This is a genomic window from Streptomyces sp. NPDC015661, from assembly GCF_043077765.1.
GTDB lineage: Bacteria > Actinomycetota > Actinomycetes > Streptomycetales > Streptomycetaceae > Streptomyces.
In genome coordinates this window covers 132,672-154,739 of record NZ_JBIBST010000009.1, presented here as the reverse complement: position 1 = coordinate 154,739, position 22,068 = coordinate 132,672, and the positions used below count along the sequence as shown (strand labels likewise).

The 22,068-nt window shown below is 73.3% G+C and carries 20 protein-coding genes; 7 read left to right on the top strand and 13 right to left on the bottom strand.

Features of this window, described 5'->3' with window-relative positions:
- Positions 1 to 44 precede the first annotated feature (44 nt).
- Complete coding sequence (locus tag ACF07V_RS24970) at positions 45 to 2,183, bottom strand: 3-hydroxyacyl-CoA dehydrogenase NAD-binding domain-containing protein (RefSeq protein ID WP_392157291.1); 2,139 nt, start codon at positions 2,181 to 2,183, stop codon at positions 45 to 47.
- Positions 2,180 to 3,394, bottom strand: coding sequence for a thiolase family protein (locus tag ACF07V_RS24965; protein ID WP_392157289.1), 1,215 nt, complete (start codon positions 3,392 to 3,394; stop codon positions 2,180 to 2,182). The genes ACF07V_RS24970 and ACF07V_RS24965 overlap by 4 nt, the downstream gene beginning before the upstream one ends.
- Positions 3,395 to 3,694: 300 nt before the next feature.
- Between ACF07V_RS24965 and ACF07V_RS24960 the strand changes: the two genes are divergently transcribed.
- The gene (locus ACF07V_RS24960) at positions 3,695 to 4,816 is read left to right on the top strand and encodes an alpha/beta fold hydrolase (RefSeq protein ID WP_392157287.1); all 1,122 of its coding nucleotides are present in this window, start codon (positions 3,695 to 3,697) and stop codon (positions 4,814 to 4,816) included.
- Positions 4,817 to 4,882: 66 nt separating this feature from the next.
- On the opposite strand, the gene ACF07V_RS24955 is transcribed toward ACF07V_RS24960, so the two are convergent.
- The 3 genes from ACF07V_RS24955 to ACF07V_RS24945 form a co-directional block, all read right to left on the bottom strand.
- Positions 4,883 to 6,166, bottom strand: a complete 1,284-nt coding sequence (locus ACF07V_RS24955; protein WP_392157285.1) for a ribonuclease D — start codon at positions 6,164 to 6,166, stop codon at positions 4,883 to 4,885.
- Between the two features lie 80 nt (positions 6,167 to 6,246).
- On the bottom strand, positions 6,247 to 6,912 hold the full coding sequence (locus ACF07V_RS24950; RefSeq protein ID WP_015037008.1) for a response regulator transcription factor: 666 nt from the start codon (positions 6,910 to 6,912) through the stop codon (positions 6,247 to 6,249).
- A 228-nt stretch (positions 6,913 to 7,140) separates the two neighbouring features.
- On the bottom strand, positions 7,141 to 7,833 hold the full coding sequence (locus tag ACF07V_RS24945) for a DUF3000 domain-containing protein (RefSeq protein WP_392157283.1): 693 nt from the start codon (positions 7,831 to 7,833) through the stop codon (positions 7,141 to 7,143).
- Between the two features lie 89 nt (positions 7,834 to 7,922).
- Here ACF07V_RS24945 and hemE point away from each other — a divergent pair, with 89 nt between their 5' ends.
- On the top strand, positions 7,923 to 8,999 hold the full coding sequence (hemE, locus tag ACF07V_RS24940; RefSeq protein ID WP_392157281.1) for a uroporphyrinogen decarboxylase: 1,077 nt from the start codon (positions 7,923 to 7,925) through the stop codon (positions 8,997 to 8,999).
- Between the two features lie 58 nt (positions 9,000 to 9,057).
- On the opposite strand, the gene ACF07V_RS24935 is transcribed toward hemE, so the two are convergent.
- The 3 genes from ACF07V_RS24935 to ACF07V_RS24925 form a co-directional block, all read right to left on the bottom strand.
- Positions 9,058 to 9,498: a hypothetical protein gene (locus ACF07V_RS24935; RefSeq protein ID WP_392157279.1), complete on the bottom strand. Its 441-nt coding sequence runs from the start codon at positions 9,496 to 9,498 to the stop codon at positions 9,058 to 9,060.
- A gap of 66 nt (positions 9,499 to 9,564) precedes the next feature.
- The gene (locus ACF07V_RS24930; RefSeq protein WP_392157278.1) at positions 9,565 to 10,938 is read right to left on the bottom strand and encodes an FAD-dependent oxidoreductase; all 1,374 of its coding nucleotides are present in this window, start codon (positions 10,936 to 10,938) and stop codon (positions 9,565 to 9,567) included.
- 9 nt (positions 10,939 to 10,947) lie between these two features.
- Positions 10,948 to 11,952 (bottom strand): DUF4349 domain-containing protein, encoded by a 1,005-nt coding sequence (locus ACF07V_RS24925; protein ID WP_392157277.1) that lies wholly within the window; start codon positions 11,950 to 11,952, stop codon positions 10,948 to 10,950.
- Between the two features lie 138 nt (positions 11,953 to 12,090).
- Between ACF07V_RS24925 and hemG the strand changes: the two genes are divergently transcribed.
- Both hemG and hemQ read left to right on the top strand, forming a co-directional pair.
- Positions 12,091 to 13,554, top strand: coding sequence for a protoporphyrinogen oxidase (gene hemG / locus ACF07V_RS24920; protein WP_392157276.1), 1,464 nt, complete (start codon positions 12,091 to 12,093; stop codon positions 13,552 to 13,554).
- A 17-nt stretch (positions 13,555 to 13,571) separates the two neighbouring features.
- A complete protein-coding gene (hemQ, locus tag ACF07V_RS24915; protein ID WP_392157274.1) occupies positions 13,572 to 14,285 on the top strand; it encodes a hydrogen peroxide-dependent heme synthase in 714 nt (237 codons plus the stop codon).
- A gap of 175 nt (positions 14,286 to 14,460) precedes the next feature.
- Here hemQ and ACF07V_RS24910 read toward each other — a convergent pair whose 3' ends face one another.
- The 5 genes from ACF07V_RS24910 to ACF07V_RS24890 form a co-directional block, all read right to left on the bottom strand.
- Positions 14,461 to 15,186: a TIGR04222 domain-containing membrane protein gene (locus tag ACF07V_RS24910; protein ID WP_392157273.1), complete on the bottom strand. Its 726-nt coding sequence runs from the start codon at positions 15,184 to 15,186 to the stop codon at positions 14,461 to 14,463.
- Between the two features lie 48 nt (positions 15,187 to 15,234).
- On the bottom strand, positions 15,235 to 16,293 hold the full coding sequence (locus ACF07V_RS24905) for a TIGR04222 domain-containing membrane protein (protein ID WP_392157271.1): 1,059 nt from the start codon (positions 16,291 to 16,293) through the stop codon (positions 15,235 to 15,237).
- 2 nt (positions 16,294 to 16,295) lie between these two features.
- On the bottom strand, positions 16,296 to 17,687 hold the full coding sequence (locus ACF07V_RS24900) for a DUF692 domain-containing protein (RefSeq protein WP_392157270.1): 1,392 nt from the start codon (positions 17,685 to 17,687) through the stop codon (positions 16,296 to 16,298).
- Between the two features lie 74 nt (positions 17,688 to 17,761).
- On the bottom strand, positions 17,762 to 18,931 hold the full coding sequence (locus ACF07V_RS24895) for a hypothetical protein (protein WP_392157269.1): 1,170 nt from the start codon (positions 18,929 to 18,931) through the stop codon (positions 17,762 to 17,764).
- Positions 18,932 to 19,008: 77 nt separating this feature from the next.
- The gene (locus ACF07V_RS24890; RefSeq protein WP_392157267.1) at positions 19,009 to 19,719 is read right to left on the bottom strand and encodes a peptidyl-tRNA hydrolase; all 711 of its coding nucleotides are present in this window, start codon (positions 19,717 to 19,719) and stop codon (positions 19,009 to 19,011) included.
- A 71-nt stretch (positions 19,720 to 19,790) separates the two neighbouring features.
- Between ACF07V_RS24890 and ACF07V_RS24885 the strand changes: the two genes are divergently transcribed.
- From ACF07V_RS24885 to ACF07V_RS24875, 3 genes are read left to right on the top strand one after another with little or no spacing between them, the layout of a single operon-like run.
- Positions 19,791 to 20,468: an AIM24 family protein gene (locus tag ACF07V_RS24885; RefSeq protein WP_392157265.1), complete on the top strand. Its 678-nt coding sequence runs from the start codon at positions 19,791 to 19,793 to the stop codon at positions 20,466 to 20,468.
- 24 nt (positions 20,469 to 20,492) lie between these two features.
- Positions 20,493 to 21,413, top strand: coding sequence for an ATP-binding cassette domain-containing protein (locus ACF07V_RS24880; RefSeq protein WP_392157263.1), 921 nt, complete (start codon positions 20,493 to 20,495; stop codon positions 21,411 to 21,413).
- Positions 21,410 to 22,060: an ABC transporter gene (locus tag ACF07V_RS24875; RefSeq protein ID WP_392157262.1), complete on the top strand. Its 651-nt coding sequence runs from the start codon at positions 21,410 to 21,412 to the stop codon at positions 22,058 to 22,060. Before ACF07V_RS24880 ends, ACF07V_RS24875 begins: the two co-directional genes overlap by 4 nt.
- The last annotated feature ends 8 nt before the right edge of the window (positions 22,061 to 22,068 follow it).

Here is a 22,068-nt window from a genome sequence, read left to right as displayed (position 1 = left end):
CACCTGTGCGAGGTGCCGGGGCCGTCGTCTTGACGCCCTGGGTGTTACGCCGGGACGCTCGCCACGCCCTGGGCCAGGAAACGCTTGCCGTTGACGCGCTCGGAGACGCCCTCACGGTCCAGGTACGGCGTGATGCCGCCCAGGTGGAAGGGCCAGCCCGCGCCCGTGATCAGGCAGAGGTCGATGTCCTGCGCCTCGGCGACGACACCCTCCTCCAGCATGAGGCCGATCTCCTGCGCCACCGCGTCCAGGACGCGGTCGCGGACCTGCTCCTCCGTCAGGACGACGTCGCCCTGCTTCAGGAGGGCGGCGACCTCCGGGTCGAGCTCCGGCTTGAAGCCGTTCTCGGCGTTGTAGACGTAGAAGCCGCGCTTGCCGGCCTCGACGACCGCCTTCAGGTTGGGGGAGACCTTGAAGCGCTCGGGGAAGGAGCGGTTCAGGGTCTCGGAGACGTGCAGGCCGATCGCCGGGCCGACGAGCTCCAGGAGCACCAGCGGGGACATCGGCAGGCCGAGCGGCTCGACGCCCTTCTCGGCGACGGCGACCGGGGTGCCCTCGTCGATGACGTTCTGGATCTCGCCCATGAAGCGGGTCAGGATGCGGTTCACGACGAACGCCGGGGCGTCCTTGGTGAGGACCGCGGTCTTCTTCAGCTTCTTGGCGACACCGAAGGCGGTGGCCAGGGAGGCGTCGTCGGTCTTCTCGCCGCGGACGATCTCCAGGAGCGGGAGGATCGCGACCGGGTTGAAGAAGTGGAAGCCGACCACGCGCTCCGGGTGCTGGAGCTTCGAGGCCATCTCCGAGACGGAGAGCGAGGAGGTGTTGGTGGCGAGGATCGCGTGCGCCGGGGCGACCGCCTCGACCTCCGCGAACACCTGCTGCTTGACGCCCATCTCCTCGAACACGGCCTCGATGATGAAGTCCGCGTCCGCGAAGCCCTCGGCCTTGTCGAGGACACCGGAGACCAGGCCCTTGAGACGGTTGGCCTTGTCCTGGTTGATGCGGCCCTTGCCGAGCAGCTTCTCGATCTCGCCGTGGACGTAGCCCACGCCCTTGTCGATGCGCTCCTGGTCGATGTCGGTCAGGACGACCGGCACCTCGAGGCGGCGCAGGAAGAGCAGGGCCAGCTGGGAGGCCATGAGACCGGCACCGACGACACCGACCTTGGTGACCGGGCGGGCCAGGGACTTGTCCGGGGCGCCGGCGGGGCGCTTGCCGCGCTTCTGCACCAGGTTGAAGGCGTAGATGCCGGAGCGCAGCTCGCCGCCCATGATCAGGTCCGCGAGGGCCTGGTCCTCGGCGTCGAAGCCCTTCTGCAGGTCGCCGTCCTTGGCGGCCTCGATGATGTCGAGGGCGCGGTAGGCGGCCGGGGCGGCGCCGTGCACCTTGGAGTCGGCGATGGCGCGGCCCTTGGCGACGGCCTGGTCCCAGGCCTCGCCGCGGTCGACCTCGGGACGCTCGACCGTCACGGAGCCGTTGAGGACGCCCGCAGTCCAGATGAGCGACTGCTCCAGGAAGTCGGCGCCCTCGAAGATCGCGTCGGCGATGCCGAGCTCGAAGACCTGCTTGCCCTTGAGCTGACGGTTCTGGTTCAGCGAGTTCTCGATGATGACCGAGACGGCCTTCTCGGCGCCGATCAGGTTCGGCAGGATGGCGCAGCCGCCCCAGCCGGGCACCAGGCCGAGGAAGACCTCGGGCAGCGAGAAGGCCGGGAGGGCCTTCGACACGGTGCGGTAGGAGCAGTGCAGACCGACCTCGACGCCGCCGCCCATGGCCGCGCCGTTGTAGTACGCGAAGGTCGGCACGGCGAGCGCGGACAGACGCTTGAAGACGTCGTGGCCGCCCTTGCCGATGGCGAGCGCCTCGTCGTGCTTCTTGAGCAGCTCGACGCCCTTGAGGTCGGCGCCGACGGCGAAGATGAACGGCTTGCCGGTGATGCCGACGCCGACGATGTCACCGTTCGCGGCCTCGGCCTCGACCTGGTCGATCGCCGCGTTCAGGTTGGCGAGGGACTGCGGGCCGAAGGTGGTCGGCTTGGTGTGGTCGAAGCCGTTGTCCAGCGTGATCAGCGCGAACCGACCGGCACCGGCCGGGAGTTCGAAGTGCCGTACGTGGGCCGAGGTGACGACCTCGTCCGGGAAGAGCTCGGCGGCGCCCTTCAGAAGCTCGGCGGTGGTGCTCACTTGCCCTCCCAGTGGGGGTTCTCCCAGATGACCGTCGCGCCCATGCCGAAGCCGACGCACATGGTGGTGAGGCCGTAACGGACCTGCGGCTGCTCCTCGAACTGGCGGGCCAGCTGCGTCATCAGACGGACGCCGGAGGAGGCGAGCGGGTGACCGTAGGCGATCGCGCCGCCGTACTGGTTCACGCGGGCGTCGTCGTCGGCGATGCCGTAGTGCTCCAGGAACGCGAGGACCTGAACGGCGAAGGCCTCGTTGATCTCGAACAGCTGGATGTCGTCGATCGTCAGGCCGGCCTTGGCCAGGGCCTTCTCGGTCGCCGGGATCGGGCCGTAGCCCATGACCTCGGGCTCGACGCCGGCGAAGGCGTACGAGACGAGGCGCATCTTGACCGGGAGGTCGTTCTCCCGGGCGAAGTCCTCGGAGGCGATGATCGAGGCGGTGGCGCCGTCGTTGAGGCCGGCCGCGTTGCCCGCGGTGACGTTGCCGTGGACGCGGAACGGCGTCTTCAGGCCGGTCAGCGACTCCAGGGTGGTTCCCGGGCGCATCGGCTCGTCGGCGGTGACCAGGCCCCAGCCGGTCTCGCCCGTGGAGGCGTCGGTGCGGCGGACCGAGATCGGCACCAGGTCCTGCTGGATCTTGCCGTCGGCGTACGCCTTGGCGGCCTTCTCCTGCGAGCGCACGGCGTACTCGTCGGCGCGCTGCTTGGTGATGCTCGGGTAGCGGTCGTGCAGGTTCTCGGCGGTCATGCCCATGAACAGGGCGGACTCGTCGACCAGCTTCTCGCTGACGAAGCGCGGGTTCGGGTCGACGCCCTCGCCCATGGGGTGGCGGCCCATGTGCTCGACGCCACCGGCGATGACGGCGTCGTACGCGCCGAAGGCGATCGAACCGGCGACGCTGGTCACGGCCGTGAGGGCACCGGCGCACATGCGGTCGATGGAGTAGCCGGGCACCGACTGCGGCAGGCCGGCGAGGATGCCCGCCGTGCGGCCGAGGGTCAGGCCCTGGTCACCGATCTGCGTGGTCGCGGCGATGGCGACCTCGTCGATCTTCGCGGGGTCGAGACCCGGGTTGCGGCGCAGCAGCTCCCGGATCGCCTTCACGACGAGGTCGTCGGCGCGGGTCTCGTGGTAGATGCCCTTCGGGCCCGCCTTGCCGAACGGGGTGCGGACGCCGTCGACGAAGACGACGTCCCTGACGGTACGAGGCACGATGGCTCTCCTCCAGGGTGCGGGATGGCACTGCTGCTGCGGCCCACGCCTAAGCGCGCGCTTGCTCCCCCCATGCTACTTGTGGGTAACCAAGCTGCCCACCCCCTGAGGGGCAAGCGGCGAAGGTCACATCCCACACCGCCACGCGCGCCCCCTCCGTGCGCCCCTCCGTTGGGACGGTCCGGCAACCCGATGGGCGCAGAGCGGTCGCCGAGCCGTGGCGCGCGTTCCGGGGCGAATCGAGGCTGTGCCAAGGGGCCGGGGCACGAGGCCCGGGCCCGGCGCAGAGAAGGGACTCCCATGCCGATCGTGACCACCGATCACCAGGTCACCCACAAATCCACCGTCCCGGCGAACAAGGACGAGATCGTCAAGCTCTTCGTGCGGGAGCGGAACGGCACGCCTCCGGGAGGGACGCGCAAGCCGGTCCTGATGCTCCACGGCCGGAGCGTCCCGGTGCTCGCGGGCTTCGACCTCCAGTACAAGTCGTACAGCTGGGCCGAGGAGCTGGCGAAGGCCGGCTACGACGTCTTCATGATGGACCTCCAGGGCTCGGGACTCTCGCCGCGCCCCAAGATGGACGACCCCCACAACGTCAACCCCGCCCAGCAGCACCTGCTCACCCCGAGGCCGCCGGGATTCGTGCCCGGCCCGCCGACCTACCCGTACCAGCTGACCAACTCGAACAGCGACCGGGACGAACTGAACACCGTCGTGAAGTTCGTCCTGAAGGAGTGCGGGACGGCGAAGCTCGCTTTCGTCGGCTGGTCCGCGGCCGCCTTCCACATGGGGCCGTATGCGATCAACAACCCCGACAAGGTCGAGAGCCTGTTCCTGTTGGCCCCGATCTTCCCGGCCAACGGCTCCTCCACCCCGCCGTCCCCCCTGCCACAGCCCGGCTTCCCGACCTTCATCGGGGGGAAGGCGGGGTTCGTCAAGGCTCTGGACAACGAGACGCACTGCGTGGACCAGCGCGAACCCGGCATCACCGACGTGGCCTGGGAAGCGATCATGAAGTGCGACCCGGTCGGCAGCGCGTGGGGGCCGCCCACCGGGTTCAACAGGATCAGGAACTTCGTCCGGTGGGGATGGAACAAGACCACCGCGCCTCAGGGCGGAGTGCTCGGCGGAAGCGTTCCGGTGCTCATCGTGTACGGGGACAGCGACGCCCAGGCGAACACCTCACCGCCCAGCGCCGACCCGGAGCTCAACTTCTCGGTCCCCGAGCTCTACGACGCCATCGCGGGCCCCCACAAGCTCATGGTCAAGCTGGCCTGCGCGGGGCACTCGCTGGTGTGGGAGACGCAGCACCGCAACCTGCACCACCTCTCGAAGCACTGGCTCAAGCACCTCAAGGTCGACGGGAAGACCCAGGGCGTCTTCGACATGGACACCGACGGCAACCTCAGCCCGGCCCCGTAGGGCCCGTCCCGGGACACGGCGGAGCCCCCGGCGCCCGGAAGGGCGCCGGGGGCTCGTCCGGCAGGGTCACGCCTGCGCCGTCAGCGCCTTCACGAGCAACGGGGTCACCAGCTCCACCTGCCACGGACGGGCGCCGTGGCCGGACAGCGCAGCGGACACCGTCTCGGGGGTCGCCGGGTTCGGCGGCTCCCAGCAGACGCGGCGCACGGTGTCCGGGGTGATCAGGTTCTCCTGCGGGAGGTTCAGTTCCTCCGCGAGGGCCGAGACCGCCGTGCGCGCCGCCGCGAGGCGGGCCGCCGCGGCCGGGTCCTTGTCCGCCCAGGCGCGCGGCGGGGGCGGGCCCGCGACCTGCTGGCCCGGCTGGGGCAGCTCGCTCTCCGGGAGGGCCCTGGCCCGGTCCACCGCGGCCTGCCACTGCTCCAGCTGCCGGCGGTTCATCCGGTTGCCGAAACCGGGCAGCGCGAGGAGCGCGGCCGCGTTCACGGGCACCGCGAGCGCCGCCTCCACGATCGCCGCGTCGCTCAGCACCTTGCCGGGGGAGACGTCGCGCCGCTGGGCGACCTTGTCACGGGCCGTCCACAGCTCCCGTACGACCGCCATCTGACGCCGGCGGCGCACCTTGTGCATGCCGGAGGTCCGGCGCCACGGGTCCTTGCGCGGCGGCGCGGGCGGGGCCGAGGCGATCGCGTCGAACTCCTGGTGGGCCCACTCCAGCTTCCCCTGCCGGTCGAGCTCCTTCTCCAGGGCGTCCCGGAGGTCGACGAGCAGCTCGACGTCCAGGGCCGCGTACCGCAGCCACGGCTCGGGCAGCGGGCGGGTGGACCAGTCGACGGCGGAGTGGCCCTTCTCCAGGGCGTAGCCGAGGACGGACTCCACCATCGCGCCGAGGCCGACCCGCGGGAAGCCCGCGAGGCGTCCGGCGAGCTCGGTGTCGAAGAGCGAGGTGGGGAGCATGCCTATGTCGCGCAGGCACGGGAGGTCCTGGGTCGCGGCGTGCAGGATCCACTCGGTCCCGGCGAGCGCCTCGCCGAGCCCCGAGAGATCGGGGCAGCCGACGGGGTCGATCAGCGCGGTGCCCGCGCCCTCGCGGCGGAGCTGGACGAGATAGGCGCGCTGGCCGTAGCGGTAGCCGGAGGCGCGCTCGGCGTCCACGGCCACGGGACCGCTTCCGGCGGCGAACGCGGCGATCACCTCGGCGAGGGCGTCCTCGGTCTCGACGACGGGCGGAATCCCCTCGCGGGGCTCCAGCAACGGGATCGGAAGCCCATTCGCAGGGACATCGTCGTCCGGGGGGCCGCCCCCGGTGGTGCGCAGTGCTGTGTCTGCTGCGGTCTCTTGGGCGTCGGTCACCTGTCAAGGGTATCGGTGAACGGCAAGCGCCTGTCGACGGAACGTTCCGTCGACAGGCGCGGGCCCGTGTCCACCGGCCGTCAGTGGATGATCCCCGTCCGCAGGGCGACCGCGACCATGCCGGCGCGGTCCCCGGTGCCCAGCTTGCGGGCGATGCGGGCGAGGTGGCTCTTGACGGTGAGGGCGGAGAGCCCCATGGAGACGCCGATCGCCTTGTTCGACTGGCCCTCCGCGACGAGCCGCAGCACCTCGACCTCACGGCCGGAGAGCTCGCGGTAGCCGCCCGGGTGGCTCGGGGCACCCGGGGGGCGGCGGTGGCCGAGGCGGGCCGCCGCGGCGCCGATGGGGGCGGCGCCGGGGCGGGTCGGGTGACCGATGTTGGTCCGGGTTCCGGTGACGACATAGCCCTTCACGCCGCCCGCCAGGGCGTTGCGTACGGCGCCGATGTCATCGGCGGCCGAGAGGGCGAGGCCGTTGGGCCAGCCCGCGGCGCGGGTCTCGGACAGCAGGGTCAGGCCGCTGCCGTCGGGCAGGTGGACGTCGGCTACGCAGATGTCGCGCGGGTTGCCGACGCGGGGACGGGCCTCCGCGATGGACGACGCCTCGATCACGTCGCGCACTCCGAGGGCCCACAGGTGGCGGGTGACGGTGGAGCGGACGCGTGGGTCGGCCACGACGACCATGGCCGTCGGCTTGTTCGGGCGGTAGGCGACCAGGCTTGCGGGCTGCTCGAGGAGAACGGACACCAGGCCTCCTGGGGGGAAGGGTGCGGGACGGAGCCGGCTCGGGGAAGAAGCCGGGGGCGAACCCGTGCTGTGAAGGGGTCACTGACTCCTTCGGCAGCTGGGCCGCCCGCCTTTAGGGAAAGATCACGATTTGGTGAGTAACAATTAGGGCAATTCGGACGCGTGATCGATCATCCTACGAGTGGGCCTCGCCCCGTCACCCCCACGAGGGACCCGCGGGGAGGCGTTTCAGGCCCCCTGCGGCCCCCGGCGCTGGGGCAGCGAGACGACCCCCGCGCCCGTCACCGTCCCCGCCCCCGGATCCGCCGGTGCGGGCGGCAGGCCCGCGATCTGGCAGAGCAGATCGCACCAGGCCGCCAGGTGCGCCCCCGTGTCCGGCACCCCGGCCAGGCCCTCGCGCGGGGTCCAGGACGCGCGGATCTCGATCTGGGTCGCCGGTCTGCGGTCCGCGAGACCGCCGAAATAGTGCGAGCCCGCCATCGTCACGGTCCCGCTCGCCTCCCCGTACGCCAGCCCCCGCGCCTCCATGGCCCCGGTCAGCCAGGACCAGCACACCTCGGGCAGCAGCGGGTCCGCCGCCATCTCCGGCTCCAGCTCCGCCCGGATCAGGGTCACCAGGCGGAACGTGCCCTTCCAGGCCTCGTGCCCGTCCGGATCGTGCAGCAGCACGAGCCGCCCGTCGGCCAGGTCCTCCTCGCCCTCGACGACGGCCGCCTCCACCGCGTACGCGTACGGGGCGAGGCGCTGCGGCGGCCTGGTCGGGTCGATCTCGATCTCGGGCCGCAGCCTCGCCGACCGCAAGGCCTCCACCGCCCGCCGGAACGCGGGCGGAACCGGATTCGTCTCCTTGCTCTCCGCTGTTTCGTCCGTCCCTCGATCGCCGTCGGAATGATCGGAAAAATGTCCCTGAGCCGCAGCCATGCCGGGAAGAGTAGGCGGAACGGGGCCTCCGTGCAGGGAGGACACCCGGCCCGGACGAGCGGCTTCACGTCACATGCGAAGATTTGGGCGTGAGTGCCAAGGACAGCCCGCAGGGCCAGCAGACGAAGCAGCAGTCGCGGACGTACGACTCCGCGTTCCTCAAGGCGTGCCGACGCGAGCCGGTGCCGCACACCCCCGTCTGGTTCATGCGGCAGGCCGGGCGCTCCCTCCCCGAGTACCTGAAGGTCCGCGAGGGCATCCCGATGCTCGAGTCGTGCATGCGGCCCGAGCTGGTCACCGAGATCACGCTCCAGCCGGTCAGGCGCCACAAGGTCGACGCCGCGATCTACTTCAGCGACATCGTCGTCCCGCTCAAGGCCATCGGCCTCGACCTCGACATCAAGCCCGGCGTCGGCCCGGTCGTCGCCGACCCGATCCGCACCCGCGCCGACCTGGCCCGGCTGCGCGACCTGACCCCCGAGGACGTCCACTACGTCACCGAGGCCATCGGGATGCTCACCGGCGAACTGGGCGACACCCCGCTCATCGGCTTCGCCGGCGCGCCTTTCACCCTCGCGAGCTACCTCGTCGAGGGCGGCCCCTCGCGCAGCCACGAGCGCACCAAGGCGATGATGTACGGCGACCCGCAGCTCTGGGCCGACCTGCTCGACCGCCTCGCCGAGATCACCTCGGCCTTCCTCAAGGTGCAGATCGAGGCGGGCGCCTCCGCCGTCCAGCTCTTCGACTCCTGGGTCGGCGCCCTCGCCCCGGCCGACTACCGCCGCTCGGTGATGCCGGCCTCCACGAAGGTCTTCGACGCGGTCGCCGGCTACGGCGTCCCGCGCATCCACTTCGGTGTCGGTACGGGCGAGCTCCTCGGCCTGATGGGCGAGGCGGGCGCGGACGTCGTCGGCGTCGACTGGCGCGTCCCGCTCGACGAGGCCGCCCGCCGCGTCGGCCCCGGCAAGGCCCTCCAGGGCAACCTGGACCCCGCCGTGCTCTTCGCCTCCCCCGAGGTCGTGGAGGCCAAGGCCGACGAGGTCCTCGCCGCCGCGAGGGACCTGGAGGGGCACGTCTTCAACCTGGGCCACGGCGTCATGCCGTCGATGGACCCGGACGCCCTGACCCGGCTCGTCGAGTACGTGCACACGCGGACGGCCCGCTGAGCGGCGCCCACGCGCGACTGTGCGCCGCCGGGTTCCGGCGGCGCACAGGGGACGGGCGTCAGCCCTCGCAGTTGACCGGCGGGTTGCCGGAGGCCACCCGGCACACGTCGAGCCCGGTGCCGCCGTTGACGGCGCCCGCGTTGGGGCCGACGCGGAGGTAGTCGTTGTCCGCCTCGCCGAGGACCTGGGCCATCGGCCCGACGGAGCCGATCACCAGGACGTAGTCCTGGCCGGTGCCGCCCCGGACGACGGCACCGCCGCCGACGCTGCCGTCGATGCGGATGTAGTCGGAGCCGCCGAGGCCGTTGACCTGGTCACCGGCGGCGAGCGAGCCGCAGGTGATGTAGTCGGAGCCCGCCGTCCCGACGACGTTCGTGCTGCTGACGGCGATGCCGTTGACCCGGCACGAGGCCACCGCGTGGGCGGGCGTCGCCGTCAGGGCGACCGGGGCTATGACGAGAGTGGCGGCGCAGAGCGCACGCATCGTGTGTCTGATCATGCGAACAGTGACGCATGGTGATGCGATGGCCGCAATCCGTCACCAACGGTCACTCTGCCGCTCGGGTCATTCCGCCGCCCGAACGGCCGCCACCGCCTTGCGCGCGGCGACCAGCACCGGGTCCCACACCGGCGAGAACGGCGGCGCGTACCCCAGGTCGAGCGCCGTCATCCCCTCCACCGTCATCCCCGCCGTGAGCGCCACCGCCGCGATGTCCACCCGCTTCGCCGCGCCCTCCCGGCCCACGATCTGCACCCCGAGCAGCCGGCCCGTCCGCTTCTCGGCCAGCATCTTCACCGTCATCGGCGCGGCCCCCGGGTAGTAGCCCGCGCGGCTCGTCGACTCGACCGTCACCGTCACGTACCGCAGACCCACCTCCCGGGCGTCCCTCTCCCGCAGGCCCGTCCGCGCGATCTCCAGGTCGCACACCTTCGACACCGCCGTGCCCACCACGCCCGGGAAGGTCGCGTAGCCGCCGCCCACGTTGGAACCGATGACCTGGCCGTGCTTGTTCGCGTGCGTGCCGAGGGGAACGTGCCGCTCCCGGCCCGAGACCAGGTCCAGGACCTCCACGCAGTCACCGCCGGCCCAGATGTTCCCGTGGCCCCTGACCCGCATCGCCAGATCGGTGAGCAGCCCCCCGTACGCCCCCAGCGGCAGCCCCGCCGCCCGCGCGAGCGAGGTCTCCGGCACCACACCCGTGCCGAGGACCACCACGTCCGCCGGGTACTCGGCGGCGTCCGTCGCCACCGCCCGCACCCGCCGGTCCGCACCCGTGAGGATCTTCGTCACCGGCGCCGACACGACCGTCGTGATCCCGAGCCCGTCCATCGCCCGGTGCACGAGCCGCCCCATGTCCGGATCGAGCGTCGCCATCGGCTGCTCGCCCCGGGTCAGGACCGTCACCTCGTAGCCCCGGCTCAGCAGGGCCTCCGCCATCTCCACGCCGATGTACCCGGCGCCGACGACGACCGCCCGCCGCCCCGGCGTACCCGACAGCGAGTCGATCAGCGCCTGGCCGTCGTCGAGGGTCTGCACCCCGTGCACCCCGGGCGCGTCGATCCCCGGCAGCGGCGGGCGCAGCGGCCGGGCCCCGGTCGCGATCACCAGCTTGTCGAAGCCCGTCCACGCCTCCGTACCCGCCTCCAGGTCCCGCGAGCGGACCCGCTGCCCCGGGACGTCGATCTCCGTCACCTCGGTCCGCGTCCGCAGGTCGATGTCACGGGCCCGGTGCTCCTCGGGGGAGCGCGCGATCAGCTCCCCGCGCCGCGCCACGTCCCCGCCGACCCAGTACGGGATGCCGCAGGCCGAGTACGAGGAGAAGTGCCCCCGCTCGAAGGCGACGATCTCCAGCTCCCCGGGCCCCTTGAGCCTGCGCGCCTGCGACGCGGCGGACATGCCCGCCGCGTCGCCACCGATGACCACCAGTCGTTCGCTCATGAGGAGACGCTACTTCTCGGGGGCCTCCCTGGGCCGGGGAGTCGCCGGGGACTCGGGGGCCGGCCCGGCGGCCACGGCCGCTCCGGCGGCGTTGCGCGGGGTGTCCGGCAGCACGGGGGCCGCGCCCGCCGGGCGGGCGCCGCGGGCCGCGAGGCGCGGGCGGAGCAGGCGGCGCCACAGGACGAAGACGATCAGGGCCACCGCGAGCCACGGCGCCAGCGCGCTCAGCACGATGCCGATCCAGGCCGCCGCGCTCACCAGCGCGTTCCAGCCGCCGCCCAGGGCGTCCGCGAAACCGGGACGGCCCTCCTCCCGCTCCTCCGCCGACGGCTTCTCGGGCTCGGAGAGCCACAGGGTGATCGTCGCCATCGTCGTCCGGTCCTTCAGCGTGCCCTGCTGGGCGAGCAGCGCCTCCAGGTCCGCCTGGCGGCGACTCAGCTCACCCTCCAGGGTCACCACGTCGGACAGCTTCTCCGCCCGGTCCATCAGGGCCCGCACCCGCGCCACGCTCGCCCGCTGGGTGGCGATCCGGCTCTCCACGTCCACCACCTGGTCGGTGACGTCCTTGGCGGTCGCCTTGCGGTCGATCAGCTTCCCGGCGCCCGCGAGCTCGGCGAGGACGGAGTCGTACCGCTCCTGCGGCACCCGCAGCACGATCTGCGAGGTGAGGTGCGTGGCGTCGGCCCGCTCCGTCGTCTCGTTCTCCACGCGCCCGCCCGCGTCCGTCGCCACCCGGCGGGCGGCGGCCAGCGCCTTCGCCGTGTCCTTCACCTCGACGGAGAGCTCGGCGGTACGGATGACGTGCTGCTGGGCCGGCGCCTTCGCCGCGGGCTTCCCGGCCGCCCCCGAGGCGGCGTCGGCCGCTCCCTCGGCCCCCTTGTCCGCCGGCCTCGCCGCCGGCATGCCTCCCTTGCCGTCCGAGGCCGTGTCCGCGGCGCCGGCGCCGCAGCCGGTCAGGACCAGTGAAGCCGTCAGCAGGACCGCGGCCGTCGTTCTCGTTCTCGCTGTCCGCACGAGATCCCCCCAGGATCGTGGTGAGTGATGCCCCTTGGACGTACGGGCCCGTCGTACGGGTTGCCCCCGGGCGGTAGCGATGCGGTCACGGTCCGGCCTCGGAACGGGAGCGGGCGGGCGATTTGAGAGAGTGGTGCCATGAACGCGGACATCACGGGACACCACGCCGGGCCTCATGTCGTCGTCGCCGGAGGCGGGATCGCCGGACTCGCGGCCGCCCACCGGCTGGCCCTCGCCGGCCACCGGGTGACCCTCCTCGAAGCGGACACCCGGCTCGGCGGCAAGCTCCTCGCCGGGGAGATCGCGGGCGCGCCCGTCGACCTCGGCGCCGAGTCGCTGCTCGCCCGCCGCCCCGAGGCCGTCGCCCTCGCCCGGGCCGTCGGCCTCGGCGAGCGGCTCCAGGCCCCCGCGACGACCACCGCGTCCGTCTGGTCCCGGGGCGAGCTCGTCCCCATGCCCAAGGGCCACGTCATGGGTGTCCCCGGCGACCCCGCCGCCGTCGAGGGGCTCCTCTCCGCCGACGGCGTGCGCCGCATCGGCGGCGACCTGGAGCTGCCGCCCACCGAGATCGGCGAGGACATCGCCATCGGCGCGTACGTCGCCGCGCGCATGGGCCACGAGGTCGTCGACCGGCTCGTCGAACCCCTCCTCGGCGGGGTGTACGCGGGGGACGCCCACCTCATCTCGATGAAGGCGGCCGTCCCCGCCCTCTTCGAGGCCGCCCGCGTCCACCCCACGCTCACCGCCGCCGTCCACGCCGTCCAGCGGGCCGGCGCCGCCACCCCCGCCGACGCGGCGGGCGCCGCCACCGGCCTCGGCGGCGCCGCCTTCCTCGGCATCCAGGGCGGCATCGGCACCCTCCCCGGCGCCGTCGCCGAAGCGATCCGCGCCGCCGGCGGCGAGATCCACACCGGAACGCGCGTCGACGCCCTCGTCCGCACCGGCGCCACCGGCTGGCAGATCGTGACCCCGCACCGGACCTTCGACGCCGACGCCGTCGTCCTCGCCACCCCCGCCGGGATCACCGCCGGACTCCTCGGCGGCCACGCCCCGGACGCCGCCGCCGAGCTCGGCGCCGTCGACTACGCCTCCATGGCCCTGATCACCCTCGCCTTCCGCCGCTCCGACATGCCCGCCCTGGCCGGTTCCGGCTTCCTGGTGCCGCCCGTCGACGGCCACACCATCAAGGCCTCCACCTTCTCCGCCCAGAAGTGGCAGTGGGTCGCCGACGCCGCCCCCGACCTGTTCGTGCTGCGCACCTCCGTCGGCCGCCACGGCGAGGAGGAGCAGATCCACCGCGAGGACGCCGACCTCGTCGCCGCCTCCCTCAAGGACCTCGCCGCCGCCACCGGCCTCGCCGCCCGGCCCGTCGCGTCCACGGTGACCCGCTGGACCGGCGGCCTGCCCCAGTACCCCGTGGGCCATCTCGCCCGCGTCGCCCGGGTCCGCGCGGCGGTCGCCGGCCTGCCCGGACTGCGCCTCGCGGGCGCCGCGTACGACGGCGTCGGCATCCCCGCGTGCATCGCCTCGGCCCATCGCGCGGCCGACGAGATCATCGCCACGTCGAAAAGGACCGACCCCGGTGCGGGGCACTCCCTGTGACGGGCGAGAATAGGCGTATGAGTGCGCCCGAAAAGATCCCGAACGCCGGTAAGAAGGCGAAGGACCTCAACGAGGTCATCCGCTACACCCTGTGGTCTGTGTTCAAGCTGCGCGACGTTCTGCCCGAGGACCGAGCCGGCTACGCCGACGAGGTCCAGGAGCTGTTCGACCAGCTCGCCGCCAAGGACATCACGATCCGCGGCACGTACGACCTGTCCGGTCTGCGCGCCGACGCCGACGTCATGATCTGGTGGCACGCCGAGACGAGCGACGAGCTCCAGGAGGCGTACAACCTCTTCCGCCGCACCAAGCTGGGCCGCGCCCTGGAGCCGGTCTGGTCGAACATGGCGCTGCACCGCCCCGCCGAGTTCAACAAGTCGCACATCCCGGCCTTCCTGGCCGACGAGAACCCGCGCGACTACGTCTCGGTGTACCCCTTCGTGCGCTCCTACGACTGGTACCTGCTGCCGGACGAGGACCGCCGCCGCATGCTCGCCGACCACGGCAAGATGGCCCGCGGCTACCCCGACGTCCGCGCCAACACGGTCGCCTCCTTCTCGCTCGGCGACTACGAGTGGCTCCTCGCCTTCGAGGCCGACGAACTGCACCGCATCGTCGACCTCATGCGCCACCTGCGCGCCTCCGAGGCGCGGATGCACGTCCGCGAAGAGGTCCCGTTCTTCACCGGCCGCCGCAAGAGCGTCGCCGACCTGGTGGCGGGCCTGGCCTGACGGCCGTACGAAACCAGGTGGCGCGCCCGGCTCCCGGCCGGGCGCGCCACCCCTTGACCCGGAAGATCAGACGGCGGGCGGCACCATGTGCCCGCCGCTCCAGCGACACCGGGTCCGGCTCCGGGTGCGGCGCGCGTCACGCGCGCCGCACCGGCGTCATTTCCGGGACCTCTTCTCAGGCCCGCAGGGCCGCGCGGAGCTCCGGCTCCAGGACGGCGGGACCGCGCGTCGCGAGAGCCGTGAGCGGCTCGTCCGGCGACAGCCCGGAGAGCAGCCGCTGCCCGGCCGGCGACGCCCAGCGGGTGTACGGATAGACCTCGATCCCCCCGATCAGCAGGCAGAGCCCCGACCCCACCAGCGGCAGCGCGAAACCGGCGACGACCAGAGCGCGCCCGTCACCCGGCACCAGGAGCGCGGCGACCGTCCCGAGCGCCAGCGTCAGCAGGAACCCCGCCCGGACCGCCCGCACCCCGGCCGCCATCTCCCGGCGCGCCTCCTCGGACACGGCGAGCCCCCGGTCGACGAGCCCCTCCCCGAGCAGACGTACGGATTCGGCGGCGGCGACCACCGGACGCACGGCGGGAACCGGCGACTGCCCGCCGGGCCCGATGGCGCCGAGCACCGCGCGCTCGAGCTCGTCCCCGGCGCCCGTGGCGTCCACGACCGTCGCCCAGCCGGTGTGCGCGAGCAGCAGCCGCCGCGCCCTGTGCATCGACACCAGCGTCAGATCGGTGACCCGGAGCGGCCCGCCCGCGAGGTAGGCCGCCTCACACACGGTGAGCTCCCGCGTACCGCCGGACGGCCCGTGGGGCCGGGCGGCGGCGAGCGAGGCACGGCAGACCCGCACACAGCCGACACCGGCCACGACGAACGCCACCAGGAGCAGCGGAACCCAGATCATGTCCCGGTTGTACGGGAGGACGGCCGGGGCCGCCACCCGAATGGCCCCTCAGCTGCTGGAACTGGAGCTGGAGCACGAACTGGAACTGGAGCTGGAGCACGAGCTGGAGCTGGACGAGCACGAGCTGGAGCTGGAGCCACAGCTCGAACCGGAGCCGCCGCAGCTGGAGCCGGAGCACGAGCTGCCGCCGGAACCGCCGCAGCCCGAGGAACAGGACCCGGCGCCCGAGCAGGAACCACCACCGCCCCCGCCACCGCAGGAACTGTTGGTCGCGCACCACGCGGTCGCCACCTCCAGGGCGGCCGCGTGCGAGGAGGAGAAGTGCGTCGGTGAGGGCCGCCCGCCGCCGCGCCGGTTCCGCCGCGGCGGCGCGTAGAAGCGGGCGGCGGCGACCAGCTGTTGCCGGAGCACCGGGTCCGGCAGGGCCCGCAGCCCGTGCAGGGCCACGAGATGACCGGCGTCCGGGAGACGGCCGTGGTCGCTCCCGTACGCGAGGACCGCACGGCGGCCGGCCGAGGTGACCTGTCGGCCGGAGACCGACCCGCAGACGATGCCGGTGATCAGGGCGGCGAAGAGCACGGGCGCCACCTTGAAGACGAACGGGAGCCGGAACTCGTGGTCGACGGAGAAGTCGATCACCGTCAGGACGATCGAGACCGGGAACAGGACGAAGGCCGTCAGGATCAGGGTGGTGCACCAGCGGGCCGTGGTCCGCCGCGTCGCCGGGTCGACGACCAGCCGGCGCGCCGCGAGACCGTCGCCGATCTCCTGGACCGCCGGGTGCCGCATCACACTCAACCGCAGGTTGTGCAGGGCCCCGTGCGGGGCGGCGGCGTGCTCCTGGAGGACGGCGCGCTCCACCGGGTCGTGCGCGGTGGGGCGGACGACCGCGACGATGCCGGGGCCGCCGATCGCCAGCCTGCCGTCGGCCTGGAGGGCGGCGAGGGCGGTGTCGACGACGCGGGCCGGGCCGCCGTTGAGGAAGGCGACCTCGTACCGGTCGTGGACCGGCCCGCCGGGACCGCCGCGCGTCCGGACGACCCGGGTGATGACGAGGGCGATGCCGAGGGCGCCCGCGAGATACACGAGCACGACGAGAAGGTTCATGGTCATCTCCGTACGAGGGCGTGGCGGGCGGCCCGTACGAGACGGGTGGCGCGGCCCGGCGGGCGGCTGCCGGAACGGTCCTGCCACCACTCCGTGAGCCGCCGCCGTGCCGCCGGGTCCTCCGGACGCCCGGCGACCAGCAGGTGCTCGGCGAAGTCGAGCGCGTCCCGGCGGTAGCCGCCGGTCATGGGACGGGACCGGGCGTACGCGAGGAACGCGGGCCGGAAGTCCTTGCCGAGGATCTCCGGCAGCTCCGGCGCGACCTTCGCGACGACACCGGCCCGCTTGGCGGCGAGGGCGCGGCTCTGCACGCCGATCCGGCGGGTGTCGAAGCCTTCGGGGACGGGGGTGCCGGCGACGAGGGCGGAGAGGAGGGCGGCCTGGGTCACGGCCAGGCGCTGGCGGGCGTCCTCTCGCGGGGCGGGGTCCTGGACGCAGGGCGTGCCACCCGGCATCGGGCCTCCCGAGACGCGCGCACCGGCGCCGATGAGGAGCGGGGCGCGTCGGGGCGCGGGTACCAGGGGACGGGCGCCGTGCGCGTGGGCTGTCCCCACCCGTTCCGCCCCGGCGGAACGATTGCCCACAGCGGTGGCGATCACGCTCAGCTCCGCGGCCAGTTCCTCCTTCGGCGGGAAGTCGTCGTCCCGTTCCAGGAGGACACCCGGCGGGGACATGCGGGACGTGAGGTCCGACAGGATGCCGAGGACCTCACGGGGGACCGGGTGGGCGTGGGTGTCGTGCCAGACCCCGTCCCGCTCGACCCCGCCCGCCACGTGCACGTACGCGATCGCCTCGACCGGCAGTTCGGACAGGGCACGGGCCGGGTCCTCGCCCCGGTTGACGTGGTTGGTGTGCAGGTTGGCGACGTCGATGAGGAGCCGTACCCCCGTACGCTCCACCAGCTCCGCCAGGAACTGTCCCTCCGTCATCTCCTCGCCCGGCCAGGCGATCAGGGCCGCGATGTTCTCCAGGGCGAGCGGTACGGGCAGGGCGTCCTGGGCGATGCGCACGTTCTCGCAGAGCACGTCGAGCGCGTCCCTGGTGCGGGGCACCGGCAGCAGGTGGCCGGCTTCGAGGAGCGGGGTCGCGGTGAGCGGCCCCCCGGCCCGTACGAACGCGATGTGCTCGGTGACCAGCGGCGCCCCCAGGGCGACCGCCTTCTCCCCGAGCGCCGCGAGCCGTGCCGGGTCCGGCCGGTCCGCGCCGCCCAGCCCGAGCGAGACGCCGTGCGGGACGACCGTCACGCCCCGCTGGCGCAGCCGGGTCAGGGAGTCGGGCAGATGGTCGGCGCAGATGTTCTCCGCGACGACCTCCACCCAGTCGACGCCGTGCAGGGCCTCCACCGCCTCAGCGATCTCGGGACGCCAGCCGATGCCGATGCCGAGTTCCGTCATGTCCCCCTCCTTCGGTCCTCAGTCCCTCACCTGATGGCCCGGGCGGGCGCATTCGAATCCCAGGAGGGGGACGTTCAGAGCTTCATTTGAGGTTCGGCCGCTGTGAGCCCGTGGCGTTGTGGGACGTCGCTCGGGGTCCCGGCCGTCCAGACGTGCAGGGCGTCGCCGGACTCGGAGGCCGTCGCCCAGGCGCCGTTCCCGAGTGCGGTGGGCAAGCCGGAGGGCGGGGACGGGTAGGTGATCGGCAGGAGTCCGTGCGTACCCGTGGTGTCGATCAGCCAGTGACGGGCCTCGCCCCACTCGTCGTCGCTCTCCGCGGTCGAGACGACGAGGGCCGTCTCCTCCACGAAGCCGCCGGCCCAGTCCCAGCAGACCGGCGCTTCGTCCTCGTCTTCGGAAGGGGCGTCAGGATGCGCCGGCAGCACCGACTCGGCGTCCCATTCCAGCCCGTCCAGGACGAGCCCGTCGCCGTCGCGGACGGTGAGGGAGTCCTGGTCGTGGGAGACGGTCATCAGCCGCTCGCCCGAGGGGCTCACGCTCAACAGGCAGAGGTCGTCCGCCACGTAGGTGACGTCCAGCTTCTCCCCGTCCCAGCTGCCCAGGCGCAGGGGAGCGCCGTCCTGGCCCTCGCCGATGCTGAGGCCCATCCGACGGGGATCGGTCGGGTGGGAGACGTGTTCACTGCCGGCCGCCGCGGCGCGGGCGTCGGCCCGCGCGAGCACGCGGCCGTCGAGGGCGTCGATCACCAGCCACTCGTCGACGGTGTCCGGGGCCGGCTCGCCCTCGGCCGACGGGCCGCGGACGTGGGCCCAGACGACGCTTCCGTCCGCCGAGAAGCCGACGGAGCCCTCGTCCGGGTAACGATGGTCCTGGCGATCCGCGTACGCCTCGTACGACTCGTGAATCTCCCCGCACGTCCCGGACCAGCAGCCGTGCCGGACCTCCCAGCGCGTGGCCCCCGACGGCTCGACGGCACGCACGGCGTGCACCCCGGCGAAGACGGCCAGGCCCGCGTCGGGAGACACCTCCCACGTGCCGCGGCGACGTGGCCAGGGCGCGGGGAAACGGACCTCAGCCCCCGGCCGGGCCGCGTAGCTGTCGTCCAGGGGCAGCGCCACGATCTCGTCGTCGCTCCGCTGGACGAGCAGCCGGCGCCCCGGCCGGCCCACGATCTCCGGCGGACCGGCCGCCGACGGGGGCAGGAGAGCGGGAACGGTGGCGTGGAGCCGGGCGCGAACGGACATGTGGATCTCCCAGGATGCGGACCACGCACGCTACGGCACGGGTCCGACACCCGGCCCCGCGGCCATCGGCCGGGCGGTCAGGGCCGGGGAAGACGCAGGTGGGAGGCGAAGAGGGCGCTGCCCTCGGAGACCACCGTGCACGAGCCCGGGGCGATCTCCGTGAAGCCCGCGTCGCGGACGACCGGGAGGCCGCTCGTCGTCAGGCCCGCCCAGGTCTCCGCCGGCGCGGTCCGCACCGCGAGCGGGAATCCCGCCTCGCGCCAGGCCTTCCGGTCGTCCTCCGCCATCGCCCACCACAGCAGCTGCGCCCCGTGGCCGGTCTGCGCCATCGTCTTGCCCGCGGACATGTCGAGTTCCGGGTTCAGCCACAGCACCGCCGCCCCCTCCGGTACGGGTCCCGGCGCCGCCGGGTCGTCGAGGTCGGTGCCCGACACCTGGAGCTTGGCGAGGTCCTTGGGCCAGCCGTCCAGCGGGACCGGCGGGAAGACCCGTACCTCCGCCTCCGCGCCCGTCACCGTGATGCCCGGCAGCGTGTTCGCACGGCGCCACTCGGCGCCCCGCGCCCGGCGCACCACCTTGCGGATCCTGGCGTCCTGCCAGTCGGTGATCGCCTGCGCCCACTCGCCCTCACCGAGCGAACGGTCGTCGGTGAGGATCTCCAGGACGGCCCGCGCCGCGGTCTCCAGCGCGTCGGTACGGCTCGGGGGCGCGTCGCGCTCGATCCTGACGACCAGGGGGAGGACGAACTGGGGCTTCTCATCGCGGAGATCGGTCTCGTTGCTGCTCACCCGGCAAGTCTGCCATCGCGGTGACGAGTGATTCTTGTGGGAATCATCCCTTCCGGGCCAGGATGCCCCCCATGAAGAGCGATCTTTTTGCCGGCGAGCACCTCGCCGAGGCGGCGACCTTCCCGGGGATGACCCTCCAGAACGCCAAGTCGGTCAAGTACACCGTGAACGGCGAGATGCACGCCCGCCAGGGTTCGATGATCGCCTTCCGCGGCGACCTGCACTTCGAGCGCAAGGGCCAGGGCATCGGCGGCATGCTCAAGCGGGCCGTCACCGGCGAGGGCCTGGCGCTGATGGCCGTACGGGGCCAGGGCGAGGCCTGGTTCGCGCACGAGGCGCAGAACTGCTTCATCGTCGAGATCGAGCAGGGCGAGGCCTTCACCGTCAACGGCCGCAACGTCCTCTGCTTCGACGCCACCCTCCACTACGACATCAGGACCGTGAAGGGCGCCGGCATGACCGGCGGCGGCCTCTTCAACTCCGTCTTCTCCGGCTACGGCAAGATCGCCCTGATGTGCGAGGGCAACCCGATCGTCATCCCCGTCACCCCGCAGGCCCCGGTGTACGTCGACACCGACGCCGTCGTCGGCTGGAGCGAGCAGCTCCACACCTCGCTGCACCGCTCGCAGTCCCTCGGCTCCATGCTCCGCGGCGGTTCCGGCGAGGCGGTGCAGCTCAAGCTGGAGGGCCAGGGCTTCGTCGTCGTCCGTCCCAGCGAGCTCACCCCGCAGAAGAACTCCTCGAATTGAGGCCGTTGAATTGAGGCTGTCGCGTTGAGGCTGGAGAACGTCGGGCGGCGGCACGGCCCGCGCGGGCCGTGGGCGCTGAGGCAGGTCTCGCTCGACCTGCCCGCCGCCGCCCTCGTCCGGGTCGTCGGCACCAACGGCACCGGCAAGTCCACGCTGCTCCGGCTGCTCGCCGGCATCGACGCGCCCACCGAGGGCCGCGTCACCGGCCGGCCGGACCGGACCGCGTACGTCCCCGAACGCTTCCCCGTGGCCCTGCCGTTCACGGCCCTCGACTACCTGGTCCACCTCGGCCGCGTCCAGGGCCTCGGCCGGGCGGCGGCGCGGGCCCGGGCGGGGGAGTGGCTGGAGCGCTTCGGGGCCGGCACGCACGCGCGTACCGGTCTGTCGGAGCTCTCCAAGGGCACCGGCCAGAAGGTCGCCGTCGCCCAGGCCCTCCTCGCCGACCCCGCCCTGCTCGTCCTCGACGAGGCCTGGACCGGCCTGGACACCGGCGCCCGCGCCGAACTGGACACCGTCGTCCGCGAACGCCTCGCGGCGGGCGCGACGGTCGTCTTCGTCGACCACGACCCCGGCCGGCTGGTCGGGGAGGCGGGCGCCGTGTACCGGGCGGGGGAGGGGCGGGTGCGGCAGGTGGCGTCCCCGCACGAGACGGCGGAGGGGCGGGTGCGGCAGGTGGCGTCCCCGCACGAGACGGCGGAGGGGCGGGTGCGGCAGGTGGCGTCCCCGCACGAGACGGCGGAGGCGGCCGCGCCTCCCGTCCGGATCACGGTCTCCGGCGGCCGGTCGCTGCCCGCCCGTCTGCCCGGCGACCCGCTGACCGCCCCCGGTCCCGGCGGCACCACCGTCCTCACCGTCGGCGCGGCGCACTCCGACGCCCTCCTGGGCGCGCTCCTCGCCGCGTCCTGGCACATCCACCACCTCGGCACCGAAGGCGTACGGGTATGACGGCGCTCCTGCGCTACCAGTCGGGTCTGCTCCTCCGCTCCCAGCGCTGGCTCGCGCCGCTGCTGCTCTACGTGGCCTTCATCGGCGTCGGCGTCCAGGCCGGCGAACCGGTCCTCGGCGCGCTCGGTTTCACCGCCGCCGCCCTGCTCCCGGTGTCCGCCTGGTCCGTACGGATCTGCCTCACCCAGGAACCGCCCGCCGCCCGCAGCGTGGTCGCGGCGGCGGCCGGCCGGGGGCGCGCGCATCTCGCGGCGCTGCTCACCGGAGCCGCCTGGCCGGTCCTCGTCGGCACGGTCGCCGTCCTCGCGGTGACCGCGATCGGCGACCGACGCGGCGTCACCGCGCTCGCCGCCGTCACCGCGGGGCTGCTCGCGGCGCTGGCCTGCGCCCTGACGGGGGCCGCCGTCGGCGCGCTGGCCTCCCGCCCCTTCGTCAAGGCCACCGGCTGGTCCCTCGCGGCCCTCGTCCTCGGCTCCCTGCTGGCGCTGGTGACGACCGGTTCCCCGGCGAAGTACGCCATGACGGCCCTGGTCACCGGCGCCCGTACGACGACCGCCGACCCGCCCTGGCTCGCCTGCGGCGGCGCGCTGCTCCTCGCGGCGGCGACGGCGCTGCTCGCGTCCCGGGCCACGGCGCGCCTGGAGTAGGGCCCGCC